Origin of the sequence: Pseudomonas coleopterorum (assembly GCF_900105555.1) — a bacterium.
GTDB lineage: Bacteria > Pseudomonadota > Gammaproteobacteria > Pseudomonadales > Pseudomonadaceae > Aquipseudomonas > Aquipseudomonas coleopterorum.
The window spans coordinates 3,891,697-3,905,076 of sequence record NZ_FNTZ01000001.1 but is presented as its reverse complement, the minus strand read 5'-3'; the positions used below and the strand labels follow the sequence as shown (position 1 = coordinate 3,905,076).

Below are 13,380 nucleotides of genomic sequence, written 5' to 3'. Positions count from 1 at the left end.
CGCGAGCCGCGTCCGGCCGCACCGCGTTGTGCCTGACACGCCGCATCCACCGCCGACGCGGCTTGCGCCGCTGCTACACGGGCCGTGGTCCGCGTCTTGGCTTACCCGTTCATTTCGGCAAAATGCGCCATCATGCGTTTGGCATCGGCTTGCCGGCCGCTGAACAGCTCGAACGCCTTCACGGCCTGGAACACGGCCATGGTGCCGCCGTCCAGCGTGCGGCAACCCAAGGCCCGGGCTTCGCGCAGCAGTTCGGTCTCGAGCGGAAAATAGACGATCTCGGCCACCCACAGCGCCGGGCGCAGGGCCGACTTGGGCACCGGCATGCCTGGCAGCTTGGCCATACCCATCGGTGTGGTGTTGACCAGGCCATCGGCATCGGCCAAGGCCGTCAGCAGGTCGCTGCCCGCCTGTGCCGGCTGCCCCGGAAAATGCTGGTTGAGGTTGTCGGCCAGGGCCTGTGCCCGCGCCGGCTCGACATCGAAGATGCTCAACTGCTGCACGCCTTCGAGCAGCAACGCATGGGCCACCGCCGCACCGGCACCGCCGGCACCCATCTGCACCACCCGGTCGCGCTTGGCCTCGTGCATGCCGCGGCGGAAACCCTCGGCGAACCCCAGGCAATCGGTGTTGTGGCCGACCCGTTTGCCATCCTTGAGCACCACAGTGTTCACGGCGCCGATTCCAGAGGCCTCCGGCGACAGCTCATCGAGCAGGGGAATGATCGCCTGCTTGGCCGGAAAGGTGATGTTGAGGCCAGTGAAGCTCATGCGTTGAGCCGCAGTGAGCAGTTCTTCAAGGGCACCGTTGTCGAGCTTCAGTGCATCCAGGTCGATCAACCGGTAGACATACCCCAAGCCCTGCGCCGCGCCTTCGCGCTCGTGCATGGCTGGGGTTCGGGACTGCTGGATACCGGCGCCGATCAGGCCCGCCAGGACGTTTTTACCGCTCATCGAGTGACTCCATTATTTTTGTTGGGTGCGATGCAGGTAAATTGTACTAACCGGTTAATTACGTCAAATCATTTTGTCGGCGTTGTCTGCTTGCCATGGCCCGACACGGCAGCGCCCGCATTGCGGGGCAATTGCCAGAGGTCGAACATCGATACCAAGGTCAGAATCCCCACCAGCACGAACGCCATGTGATAGCTGGCCAGGGATTCGCCGTTCACGCCCAGCACCGACTCGCTCAGGCGCAGGAAGATCACCGCCAACGCCACGCCCAAGCCGAAAGCCAACTGCTGAGTCATGCTGAACAGCGTGTTGGCCGAAGACATCAGCGGCTGCGGCATGTCGGCGAAGGCGACGCTGCTGTAGGCGGTGAACCCCATCGAACGAGCCATGCCCGACACCAACAGCACCGGCAGGATCACCGCCATTGGCGTGGCCGCGGTCATTGCCGCGCAGGCGAAGGTAGTGCTCGCCAGTACCAGGCTGCTGCCGATCAGCGTGGTCCGGAAACCCCAGCGACGCAGCACCCAAGAGGTCATGGGCTTCATCCCGATGTTGCCGGCGAACAGTGTGAGCACCAGCAGGCCGGCGGTGAAGGCGTCATGACCGAACCCCAGTTGGAACATCAGCGGCAGCAGGAAAGGGTGTGCGCTGACCATGGCGCGAAACAGCGAGCCGCCGTTGAAGGTTATCCGGTAGGTAGGGATCTTCAGGGCGTCCAGTTTCAACAGGGGCGTGGGGTGCCGGGTGAAGTGACGGTACATCGCCCACAGCAGGAGGGCACTGGTGGCCAGCATCAGGTAGCCGTACCCGCTGCGTGGAGCCTGGCCGATGAAATCGAGGCCGAACAGCAGGCTCACGCACGCCAGGGCACAGAGTATAAAACCCACTGTGTCGAAGGGGCGGTGGGGATGTTCGCCCCGGCCCTCGGGCATCAGCTTGTAGGCACACACCAGAGCGATCAGGCCCAAAGGCAGGTTGAGCAGGAAGATCCAGTGCCATGACGCATAGGTGGCGAGGAAGCCACCCACCGGCGGACCCAGCACCGGCGCCACCAGGCCCGGCCAGGTGATGAAGGCGATGGCAGTGAGCAGGTCGGACTTCTCGGTGTTGCGCAGGACCGCCAGACGCCCCACCGGCACCATCATGGCCCCAGCGATACCCTGCAGCACCCGCGCGGCGGTGAACTGCCAGAGCTCCTGCGAGGCTGCGCACAGTACCGATGCCAGGGTGAACAGCGCCAGCGCTGCCATGAACACGCGACGATGCCCCCAACGATCAGCGACCCAGCCACTGCCGGGAATGAAGATCGCCAGGGTCATGACGTAGGCGGTGATGCCGATGTTCAGGTCCACTGCGGTGGCCTGGAAGGATCTGGCCATGTCCGGCAGGGCGGTGACGATCACCGTGGCGTCCAGGTTTTCCATGAAGAACGCCGCGGCCACCAGAAGAGCCATCAAGCGTGAGCGCGAAGCGGACAGAGGGCCGTTGGCAGCGTTGTTCAAGCCGGTCTCCATGACAGTGGTAACTTCTTGTTACCTCTGTTCTACCACAGGGACGCCCGCCGTTGCAGCCACGCAGGCCGCGTCAGGGGCCTGCGTGGGTTGCCTGACAGGCCGCATGACCGTCTCGCGCGATTCGGCCCGTCAATGCAGCACGGCGGTCATCGGCGTACCAGCAAGACCCCTGATTCCATGTGATGGGTGTACGGAAACTGATCGAACAGGGCGCACTTGGCCACCCGATGGGTATCGTGCAGTTGCTCGATGTTGGCCGCCAACGTCTCCGGATTGCAGGAGATGTACAGGATGTTGTCGAAACGTCGGGTCAGCTCGCAGGTGTCCACGTCCATGCCGGCCCGTGGCGGATCGACGAACACGCTGCCGAAGTCGTAGGCCTTGAGATCGATACCCTGCAGACGACGGAATGGACGCACTTCGTTGAGCGCCTCGGTCAGCTCTTCGGCCGACAGGCGCACCAGGGTCACGTTGTCGACGCCGTTGTCATCGAGGTTGTGCAAGGCGGCGGCGACCGACGTCTTGCTGATTTCCGTGGCCAGCACCTTGCGCACCTGCGTGGCCAGCGGCAGGGTGAAATTGCCGTTGCCGCAGTACAGCTCCAGCAGATCGTCGTCGCGCGGGCCCAGGGCCTCGTACGCCCAGTTGAGCATCTTCTGGTTGACCGTGCCGTTGGGCTGGGTGAACGCGCCTTCGGGCTGGCGATAGCGGAACGTACGACCAGCCACCTCGAGCGCCTCGACCGCATAGTCGCGGCCGATGACCACACGCTTGCCCTTGGAGCGACCGATGATGCTTACACCCAGGTCGCTCGCCAGTTGCTCGGCAGCACGCTGCCAGTGCTCGTCCAGCGGGCGGTGATAGCACAGCGTTACCATGGCATCGCCGTCCAGTGTGGTCAGAAACTCCACCTGGAACAGCTTGTTGCTCAGCGCCGCATCGGCCTGCCAGGCGGCCTTCAGGCGCGGCATCAGTTCGTTGATGCGCTGGCTTGCGATGGGAAAGCTGTCGATCAGGATCGGCACATGCTTCTCGCCGGGCGCGAACATCGCGTAGTGCCGCTGGCCATCCTCGCGCCACAGGCGAAATTCCGCGCGCAGCCGGTAGTGCTCGCGGGGCGAATCGAACACAGCCGGTTCCGGCGCATCGAACGGCGCCAGCAACGCGCGCAGGCGCGCTACCTTTTCATCCAGCTGCTGGGTGTAGGAGGAGGGGTCGAGAACAACACTCATGGATACCAGCCCAGTTTCACAACGAACAGAATGGAGAGGATCACCAGCGCCGAGTTCAAGTCGCGGGCACGGCCCGCCAGCAGCTTGATCAAGGTCCAGGCGATGAAGCCGAAGGCGATGCCGTTGGCGATCGAATAGGTAAGCGGCATGGCCAGGGCGGTGACCACCACCGGAGCGGCTTCGGTGATGTCGTCCCACTCGATTTCAGCCAGGCCCGATGCCATCAATACCGCCACGAAGAACAACGCCGGTGCCGTGGCATAGGCCGGCACGCTGCCTGCCAGCGGGGCGAAGAACAGTGCCAGCAGAAACAGCACCGCGACCACGATGGCGGTCAGGCCGGTACGGCCCCCGGCGCTGACGCCCGCTGCCGACTCGATGTAGCTGGTGGTGGTGGAAGTACCCAGCAGCGAACCGGCCATGGCCGCCGTGCTGTCAGCGATCAGCGCCCGACCCATCTTCGGCATATGTCCGTCCTTGCCCATCAGACCGGCGCGCTTGGCCACGCCGATCAAGGTCCCGGAGTTGTCGAACAGGTCGACGAACAGGAAGGCGAAGATCACGCTGAGCAGGCCGATGTCCAAGGCCCCGGCGATGTCCAGCTGCATGAAGGTCGGCGCCAGCGAAGGTGGCATCGACACCAGCCCGTTGAACGGGCTGAAGCCCAGCAGGATCGACGCGGTGGTCACCACCAGAATACCGATCAGCACCGCCCCGCGGACCTTGCGCGCCTCCAGGGCGACGATCAGGAAAAAGCCCAGGATCGCCAGCACCGCACCGGGCTTGGTCAGGTCGCCCATGCCCACCACGGTGGCCGGGTTACCCACCACGATCCCGGCGCCTTGCAGCGCGATCAGCGCCAGGAACAGGCCGATGCCCGCAGCGATGGCCGAGCGCAATGGCAGGGGGATGCTGTTGACGATCCACTCGCGGATCCGAAAGATCGACAGCAGGAAAAAGCACACCGCCGAGATGAACACCGCGCCCAGCGCCACCTGCCAGGTGTGGCCCATGTGCAGCACGACGGTGTAGGTGAAGAAGGCGTTCAGACCCATGCCCGGTGCCAGGGCGATTGGGTAGTTGGCGATCAGGCCCATGACCGTCGAGCCGATGGCCGCGGCCAGGCAGGTGGCGACGAACACCGCGCCCTTGTCCATGCCGGTTTCGCCCAGGATGCTGGGGTTGACGAACAGGATGTAGGCCATCGCCAGAAAGGTGGTGACCCCGGCGAGTATTTCCGTGCGCACGTTGGTGTTGTGCGCCTTGAGTTGAAACAGCCTTTCCAGCATGCCCGCTCCCTGTGGCGCGTTTTGCGCCGTTACCGTTGTTGTCGAGTGTTGTCGTGTCGACCCTGATAGCAAAGCACATCCGGGCGGTAAAAAAAGCCGCGCATCATACCAGCACGGTCGCGGGGAAACACTCATCAGCTCGTCTGAACGAATGACCGGCGTGCCAAGTCGTACCTGCAAACGACGCGACATGAAAAATGCCGCGCACGCAAGCTGAACCACCGTGAGGTCGACCCGATGAGCACCCTTTCTTCCAGCGCTGGCGCGCAGCCGTACGCCAGCCACAGCATTTCTCTGCAACTCAATGGCCAGTCGCGCCAGCTCGATGTATTGCCCTGGACCACACTGCTGGATCTGCTGCGCGAACAGCTCGACCTGGTCGGCAGCAAAAAAGGCTGCGACCACGGTCAGTGCGGCGCCTGCACCGTGCTGCTCAATGGCAAGCGGGTCAACGCCTGCCTGACCCTGGCCGTGATGTGCGACGGCGCCGAGCTGACCACCATCGAAGGCCTGGCGCAGGGTGATCAACTGCATCCGGTCCAGGCCGCGTTCATCAAGCACGATGCCTTCCAGTGCGGTTACTGCACGCCGGGGCAGATCTGCTCGGCCGTTGGCCTGATCAACGAAGGCCGCGCCGACTCCAGCGCCGACATCAAGGAATTGATGAGCGGCAACCTGTGCCGTTGCGGCGCCTACAGCAACATCCGCGCGGCCATCGAAGAAGTGGTCGAAGTGCAGGGAGGGGATCGCTCATGAATCCGTTTACCTACGCCAAGCCTGCCGGTGTCGATGAAGCCGTGCGCCTGGCCGGTCCTCGCTCGCGCTTCATCGCCGGTGGTACCAACCTGCTCGACCTGATGAAAGAAAACGTCCTGCAGCCTGAGCAGCTCATCGACATCACCGGGCTGCCCCTGCGCGAAGTCGAGGAAACCGCCGAGGGCGGCGTGCGCATCGGCGCCCTGGTCAGCAATGCCGACCTGGCCTGGCACCCGTTGATCGAGCAGCGTTACCCGTTGCTCAGCCAGGCGATCCTGGCCGGTGCTTCGCCACAGCTGCGCAACATGGCCAGCACCGGCGGCAACCTGCTGCAACGCACGCGCTGCTACTACTTCTACGATTCGAAAATGCCCTGCAACAAACGCGAGCCCGGCACCGGTTGCCCGGCCAAGGACGGCTTGAATCGCATCCACGCTATCCTGGGCGCCAGCGAGCAGTGTGTCGCCACCCATCCTTCGGACATGTGTGTGGCCCTGGCAGCGCTGGCTGCCGTGGTCCATGTGCAGGGTCCGAACGGCGCGCGCACCATCGAATTCGCCGACTTTCATCGCCTGCCCGCGGACGCGCCCGAGCGCGACAACCAACTGGCCGATGACGAACTGATCACCGCGGTAGAGCTGCCCGCTGCCGGTTTCACCGCCCACAGCCAGTACCTGAAAATCCGCGACCGCGCTTCCTATGCCTTCGCCCTGGTGTCGGTTGCCGCAGCGCTGGAGCTGGACGGCGAGACGATTCGCGACGCCCGCCTGGCGCTGGGCGGTGTCGCCCACAAGCCGTGGCGCGATGAAGCGGTGGAGCGCCTGCTGATCGGCCAGCCCGCCACCGCCGAAACCTTCGGCAAAGCTGCCGACGCCCTGTTGCAGGACGCTCGCGGCCTGCAGCACAACACCTTCAAGATCAAGCTGGCCCGCCGCGCGATAGTCCGTGCCCTGAGCGATGCCGCCAAACGGGAGATGCAGCGATGAGCACACTTGGCAAACCCATGGACCGCGTCGACGGTCTGCTCAAGGTAACCGGCCAGGCGCGCTACGCTGGCGAGTTTCCCGAAGATGGCCTGCTGTTCGGCAGCGTGGTCTCCAGCACCATCGCCAACGGCCGTGTGCTCTCCATCAATGCCTCCAAGGCCCTGGCGCTGCCGGGCGTGGTGGCCGTGATCGACCACACCAACCGCCCGAAGCTGGCCAGCTACGACGAAAAATACGAAGACGATGATGCCGCTGACGGCTCGCCGTTTCGCCCGCTGTACAATGACAACGTGCTCTACAGCGGCCAGCCGCTGGCGCTGGTCGTCGCGGAAAACCTGGAACTGGCGCGCCATGCGGGCGCTCTGGTGCAGATCGAATACGCCCAGGAACCTCACCAGACCGACCTGCGCGCACAACTGTCCGCCGCCAAGCCGGCGCCGGCTGAACTGCCCGAACCGCGCGGCGATTTTGCCGGGCAATACGCTGCCGCCCCTATTACGGTCGACGCCACCTACGACACGCCGGTCGAGCACCATAACCCGATGGAGCCTCATGCCAGCACCGCGCTGTATCAGGCCGACGGCAGCCTGGTGATCCACGACAAGACCCAGAGCACGCAGAACTGCCAGACCTATCTGTCCAACGTGTTCGGCCTGGACAAGGACAAGATCCGCGTCATGGCTGCTTTCGTCGGCGGCGCCTTCGGCTCCGGCCTGCGTCCGCAGTACCAGCTGCCGCTGGCCGTGATGGCCGCCCTGCACCTCAAGCGCTCGGTACGCGTCACCCTGACCCGCCAGCAGATGTTCACCTTCGGCTACCGTCCGCGCACCGTGCAGCAGCTGCAACTGGCCTGCAACGCCGACGGCAAGCTGCAGGCGGTCGGCCACACCGCGACCGGTCAGACCTCGCGTTTCGAAGACTTCTCCGAGCACGTCGTGGAGTGGAGCGGCATGCTCTACCACTGCGACAACGTCAAGCTGACCTACAACCTGGTGCCCTTGGACGTGTTCACGCCCCTGGACATGCGCGCTCCCGGCGCAGCCCTGGGCATGATCGGCCTGGAATGCGCGATGGACGAGCTGGCCGTGGCGGCCAAGATTGACCCCGTGCAACTGCGCCTGGTCAATTTCTCCGACACCAACCAGAACGAAGGCAAGCCGTATTCCAGCAAGGAACTCAAGGCCTGCTACCAGCAGGGCGCCGAACGTTTCGGCTGGAGCCAGCGCACGGTGGAGCCGCGCAGCATGCGCCGTGACAACCAGTTGGTTGGCATGGGCATGGCCGGTGGGGTCTGGGAGGCCATGCAGATGCCGGCCAGCGCCAAGGCCAAAATCGACAAGCAAGGCAAGCTGGTGGTCAGCAGCGCGACCACTGACATCGGCACCGGCACCTATACAGTGATGACCCAGATCGCTGCGGCAGCGGCCGGTGTCGCCGCGCAGGACGTGGAGTTCAAGCTGGGCGACTCGTCGCTGCCCACCGCGCCACTGCAAGGTGGCTCGTTCACCGTGTCATCGGTGGGGACCGCCGTGCAGCAGGCCTGCGAAGCGCTCAAGGCCAAGTTGATCCACGCCGCCAGCCAGGTGCATCCGGCGTTTGCCGATGCCGACCCTGCACAGGTGTTCATCGAGGACGGCGAGCTGCGCTGCCCGGGCCATCACGTGTCGCTGCAGAACCTGAGCGGCATCGACGGCATGGATACCTTCGAAGCCCAGGTCGATGCCGAGCCGGACAAGAAGCGTGAAGGCTATGCCACGGCCACGCATTCGGCGGTGTTCGTCGAAGTGGAAGTGGACGAAGACCTGGGCACCATCCGCGTCACCCGCGTGGTGAGTGCCGTGGCCGCCGGTCGTGTGGTGAACCCGAAGATGGCCCGCAGCCAGATCCTCGGCGGCGTGGTCTGGGGCCTGGGCATGGCCCTGCAGGAAGAAACTCAGACCGACCATAACCTGGGCCGCTTCATGAACCACAGCCTGGCCGAGTACCACATTCCAGTGAATGCCGACATCAACGACATCGACGTGACCTTCGTCGACGAGCCCGACGACATCGTCAACGCCCTGGGTTCCAAGGGCGTCGGCGAGATCGGCATCGTCGGTGTCGCGGCTGCCGTGGCCAACGCCATCTACCACGCTACCGGCAAGCGTGTCCGCGAGTTCCCCATCACCCTCGACAAGGTGCTCTGAAAGCTCGATTCCGGCCGGTGCGCACTGCACCGGCCGGTGTTTTCGGGTAACAGATGAGCTGCGCAAACCCCATACCAGACGAAAGTAAACCGGGTGCGACATCCGGTCGTGCGGCACTAAACCACACAGCCCAATCGCGCAAACAGGACTACTCTTTGACGGTATCTTGATCCATGTCAACGCCTCGTCCGGCGCGGCATGGCGGCCAAACGGCCACAATCCCTGCGTCGTGGAACCAAGCAGAACGAAGTCATCAGACCGCGCTTCCCTCGCAGGGGCCGCTGGCATGGGCCGCCCGCCCGCGCCGGTTCACCTGATAGAGGAAGCCCCATGTTCGGTTTAGAGGCAATCGATCTCGCCCGAATGCAGTTTGCGTTTACGGTCTCGTTCCACATTCTGTTTCCTGCCATCACCATCGGTCTGGCCAGCTACCTGGCCGTGCTCGAAGGCATGTGGCTGAAAACCCGTGACGACACCTACCGCGACCTGTATCACTTCTGGTCGAAGATATTCGCAGTCAACTTCGGCATGGGCGTGGTCTCCGGCCTGGTCATGGCATACCAGTTCGGTACCAACTGGAGTCGGTTCTCCGACTTCGCCGGTGCTGTCACCGGCCCGTTGCTCACCTACGAAGTACTGACTGCGTTCTTCCTGGAAGCGGGCTTCCTGGGCGTCATGCTGTTCGGCTGGAACCGCGTGGGCCGCGGCCTGCACTTCTTCTCGACGGTCATGGTTGCGATCGGCACCTTGATCTCGACGTTCTGGATCCTGGCGTCCAACAGCTGGATGCAGACCCCGCAGGGCCACGAGATCATCGACGGTCGAGTGATTCCGGTCGACTGGTTCGCGGTGGTCTTCAATCCCTCGTTCCCGTTCCGCCTGGCGCACATGTCCATCGCCGCCTTCGTCGCCACGGCGTTCTTCGTCGGTGCCTCGGCCGCCTGGCATCTGCTGCGCGGGCGCAACACACCGGCCATCCGCCGCATGTTCTCCATGGCCATGTGGATGGCGTTGATCGTCGCCCCGGTGCAGGCCTTCGTCGGCGACATGCACGGCCTGAATACCCTGGAGCACCAGCCCGCCAAGATCGCCGCGATCGAAGGCCACTGGGAAAACAAGGGTGACGAAGCCACCCCGCTGATCCTCTTCGGCTGGCCCGACATGGAAGCGGAGAAAACCCGCTTCGCGGTCGAGATTCCCTATCTGGGCAGCCTGATCCTGACCCACAGCCTGGACAAGCAGGTGCCGGCGCTCAAATCCTTTCCCAAGGAAGACCGACCCAACTCAACCATCGTCTTCTGGTCGTTCCGGGTCATGGCCGGCCTGGGCATGCTGATGATCTTCGTCGGTCTGTGGAGCGTGTGGCTGCGCAAGAAAGACGCGCTGTTCACCTGCCGTCCATTCCTCTACCTGACCTTGTGGATGGGGCCATCGGGCCTGATCGCCCTGCTGGCGGGCTGGTTCACCACCGAGATCGGCCGTCAGCCGTGGGTGGTCTACGGCCTGATGCGCACCGCCGATGCTTCCTCAAACCACAGCGTCACGCAGATGAGCATCACCCTGGTGATGTTCGTCGTAGTGTACTTCTCGCTGTTCGGCGTGGGCCTGGGCTACATGATGCGCCTGGTGCGCAAGGGTCCCAAGGCACACGAAGAAACAATCAACACCGGCGGTCCTGGTACCCAGCGCACCCCTGCACGTCCTCTGTCCGCTGCCCATGAAGGCACGGAAGAAGGCCAAACCGACACCTTGAGCAAGGGGCACTAAGCATGGGTATCGATCTTCCATTCATCTGGGCCGTGATCATCATCTTCGGCATCATGATGTACGTGATCATGGACGGCTTCGACCTGGGCATCGGCATCCTGTTTCCCTTCATGAAGGATGAAGGCGACCGCGACGTCATGATGAACACCGTGGCACCGGTCTGGGACGGCAACGAAACCTGGCTGGTACTGGGCGGTGCGGCGCTGTTCGGCGCGTTTCCGCTGGCCTACTCGGTGGTGCTGTCGGCCCTGTACCTGCCGCTGATTCTGATGCTGATGGGTTTGATCTTCCGCGGCGTGGCGTTCGAGTTCCGCTTCAAGGCGACCGCAGCCAAGCGCCACGTGTGGGACAAGGCGTTCATCGGCGGCTCGCTGACAGCGACCTTCTTCCAGGGCGTGGCGCTGGGCGCGTACATCGACGGCATTCCCGTGGTCGGCCGCAACTACGCCGGGGGCGGCCTGGACTGGCTGACGCCGTTCAGCCTGTTCTGTGGCCTGGCGCTGATCGTGGCCTACGCCTTGCTCGGCTGCACCTGGCTGATCATGAAAACCGAAGGCAGCCTGCAGCAGGCCATGCACAAGCTGGCACCGCCACTGACCTACGGGCTGTTGATCGTCACCGGTATCGTCAGCATCTGGACACCCCTGGCCCATGGCGACATCGCCACGCGCTGGTTCAGCACGCCGAACCTGTTCTACTTCCTGCCGGTTCCGATCCTGGTACTGGCCACAGTGGTCGGGTTGCTGCGCTCGGTGAAGCGCAACGCGCACTACACGCCGTTCCTGCTGACCCTGCTGCTGGTGTTCCTGGGTTACAGCGGGCTGGGCATCAGCCTGTGGCCGAACATCATCCCACCATCGATCTCGATCTGGGACGCGTCGTCGCCGCCACAGAGCCAGGGCTTCATCCTGGTCGGCACGCTGTTCATCATCCCGATCATCCTGGTGTACACCTTCTGGAGCTACTACGTGTTCCGCGGCAAGGTCACCCACGAAGACGGCTACCACTAGTCCAACCGCCGTTGCCCAGGCTGCAAGGCCTGGGTCGGGCAGGAGTAGAAGCATGAGCGAGAAACCGATCGTTACGCACAGCGAAGAGAAAAAGCCCTTGTGGAAACGCTTGGGCTGGCTGGTGGTGATCTATGCCGGCAGCGTCGTCGCGCTGGGCGTGTTTGCCATGTTGATCCGCCTGTTCATGACGGCGGCCGGGATGAAATCCCACTGAATCCCATCAGTGCTGCTCTGGCAGTGCTTTTTTTACAGCCCTCCTTGCGAGGGCTTTTTTTTGCTCTTCAAACGCACCGTTGCGCTCACTTGCGCGCGCGCAGCACGACGAACTTGGGCGTGGCAGCCACCTGTTCGACGCCACGGAACAGCCTGGCCAGCTTGCTGTGATAACCCAGGTGGCGGTTGCCGACGATGTACAGGTCGCCGCCGGTGACCAGCGCCTCGCGCGCCTGCTGGAACATGCGCCACGCGAGGAAGTCACCCACCACCTGCTGCTGGTGGAACGGCGGATTGCACAGCACCACGTCCAGCGACTGCGGCGCCTGGCCGGCAAGGCCATCACCGGCGCGCACCTCGACCTGGCGCGCACCCAGCGCCGCCTGCCAGTTTTCCTGCGCCGATTGCACGGCCATGAACGACTCGTCTACCAGCGTGTAGTGAGCGTGCGGATTGGCCAGGGCGCTGGCGATGGCCAGCACACCGTTGCCACAGCCCAGGTCGGCGACCCGCGCTGCGCCGAGGTTGCGCGGCAGGTGCGGGAGGAACGCGCGGGTGCCGATGTCCAGCCCTTCGCGGCAGAACACGTTGGCGTGGTTGAGCAGCGTCAGCCTGGGGTCGTCCAGCTGATAGCGGGTCGGGTAGGGCGATACCGGCGCGGGCTTGCCTTCGTCAGTGGCGATCAACAGCCGAGCCTTCTTGACCGCCAGTGACGGTCGCATCGTGCCGATGTATTTCTCCAGCAGATCACCTGCAGCGTGGGGCAAGTGCTTGACCATGCCGGCAGCGACCACCTCGGCACCGGGCGCCAGGTGGCCGTGCAGGCGGATCAGCTGTTCTTCGAGCAGGGCCAGGGTCTTGGGTACACGCACCAGCACGCGGTCGAACGGACCCTGCACCGGCGCGCTCGCGGGGATGAATTCGATGCTGTCGAATGGCAGGCCATTGCGGGTCAGGTTCTTCTCCAGCCCCAATGCGCCGAGGAATGAATCGCCACTGCTGACCAACTGCACCGAGCCTTGCAGGCTGATGGCCAGCGCGCCGAAGCTGTCGTTGAGAATCAGCACGCGTGCCTGGGCGGGCAGGGGATGCTCGGCCATGTGCGCCAGCAGGTACTCGTCGGCCGCATCGAACGCCTGCAACGGCTCGTTGGGTTGATCGGGCTGGCGGATCAGGTCGAGCTCAGCGAAGGGCGAAGTCAGTACAGGCATGGCAGAAGGCACGAAGGGCAATAAAGGCGCGATTCTACCCGATCGCTCACCCGACCGCGCCCCGAACGCCCACCCTTCGCCACTGTGGAAGCGTTTCGTGGAAACTGGCTCTGTGAGAATGGACTCTGTGAGAATGCACCCTGTGAGAATGCACTCTGTGGGAGTGGACTCTGTGAGAATGGACTCTGTGGGAGCGGGCTCTGCCCGCGAACGGCGCACCGCGCAGCGTCAGACCCACCCAGCAAGACCTCGGCAAGCAGATG

The 13,380-nt window shown here is 64.0% G+C and carries 11 protein-coding genes; 6 read left to right on the top strand and 5 right to left on the bottom strand.

Going from position 1 to position 13,380, the window contains the following annotated elements; translation table 11 throughout:
- Positions 1-101: 101 nt before the first annotated feature.
- The 4 genes from BLV18_RS17555 to BLV18_RS17540 all read right to left on the bottom strand — a co-directional run bounded on the left by BLV18_RS17555 (position 102) and on the right by BLV18_RS17540 (position 4,988).
- Positions 102-953, bottom strand: a complete 852-nt coding sequence (locus BLV18_RS17555; RefSeq protein ID WP_090360423.1) for a shikimate dehydrogenase — start codon at positions 951-953, stop codon at positions 102-104.
- A gap of 68 nt (positions 954-1,021) precedes the next feature.
- Complete coding sequence (locus tag BLV18_RS17550; protein WP_341864574.1) at positions 1,022-2,455, bottom strand: MFS transporter; 1,434 nt, start codon at positions 2,453-2,455, stop codon at positions 1,022-1,024.
- A 158-nt stretch (positions 2,456-2,613) separates the two neighbouring features.
- Positions 2,614-3,699: a tRNA (uridine(54)-C5)-methyltransferase TrmA gene (gene trmA / locus BLV18_RS17545; protein WP_090360417.1), complete on the bottom strand. Its 1,086-nt coding sequence runs from the start codon at positions 3,697-3,699 to the stop codon at positions 2,614-2,616.
- Positions 3,696-4,988, bottom strand: a complete 1,293-nt coding sequence (locus BLV18_RS17540; protein ID WP_049860914.1) for an NCS2 family permease — start codon at positions 4,986-4,988, stop codon at positions 3,696-3,698. Before BLV18_RS17540 ends, trmA begins: the two co-directional genes overlap by 4 nt.
- Before the next feature lie 237 nt (positions 4,989-5,225).
- Here BLV18_RS17540 and BLV18_RS17535 point away from each other — a divergent pair, with 237 nt between their 5' ends.
- The 6 genes from BLV18_RS17535 to BLV18_RS17510 all read left to right on the top strand — a co-directional run bounded on the left by BLV18_RS17535 (position 5,226) and on the right by BLV18_RS17510 (position 11,907).
- Positions 5,226-5,744, top strand: a complete 519-nt coding sequence (locus BLV18_RS17535) for a (2Fe-2S)-binding protein (protein WP_090360415.1) — start codon at positions 5,226-5,228, stop codon at positions 5,742-5,744.
- Positions 5,741-6,730 carry an FAD binding domain-containing protein gene (locus tag BLV18_RS17530; RefSeq protein ID WP_090360412.1) on the top strand — a complete coding sequence of 330 codons (990 nt, stop codon included), beginning with the start codon at positions 5,741-5,743 and terminating at the stop codon, positions 6,728-6,730. The genes BLV18_RS17535 and BLV18_RS17530 overlap by 4 nt, the downstream gene beginning before the upstream one ends.
- On the top strand, positions 6,727-8,916 hold the full coding sequence (locus tag BLV18_RS17525; RefSeq protein ID WP_090360410.1) for a xanthine dehydrogenase family protein molybdopterin-binding subunit: 2,190 nt from the start codon (positions 6,727-6,729) through the stop codon (positions 8,914-8,916). Before BLV18_RS17530 ends, BLV18_RS17525 begins: the two co-directional genes overlap by 4 nt.
- Positions 8,917-9,246: 330 nt before the next feature.
- On the top strand, positions 9,247-10,683 hold the full coding sequence (locus tag BLV18_RS17520; RefSeq protein WP_090360407.1) for a cytochrome ubiquinol oxidase subunit I: 1,437 nt from the start codon (positions 9,247-9,249) through the stop codon (positions 10,681-10,683).
- 2 nt (positions 10,684-10,685) lie between these two features.
- The gene (gene cydB, locus BLV18_RS17515) at positions 10,686-11,693 is read left to right on the top strand and encodes a cytochrome d ubiquinol oxidase subunit II (RefSeq protein ID WP_056844062.1); all 1,008 of its coding nucleotides are present in this window, start codon (positions 10,686-10,688) and stop codon (positions 11,691-11,693) included.
- A gap of 52 nt (positions 11,694-11,745) precedes the next feature.
- Entirely contained in the window at positions 11,746-11,907 is a 162-nt protein-coding gene (locus tag BLV18_RS17510; RefSeq protein ID WP_084139847.1) for a DUF2474 domain-containing protein, read from the top strand.
- Positions 11,908-11,992: 85 nt separating this feature from the next.
- Here the strand turns inward: BLV18_RS17510 and BLV18_RS17505 are convergent, their stop codons facing one another.
- Positions 11,993-13,117: a methyltransferase gene (locus BLV18_RS17505; protein ID WP_090360405.1), complete on the bottom strand. Its 1,125-nt coding sequence runs from the start codon at positions 13,115-13,117 to the stop codon at positions 11,993-11,995.
- Positions 13,118-13,380 lie beyond the last annotated feature (263 nt).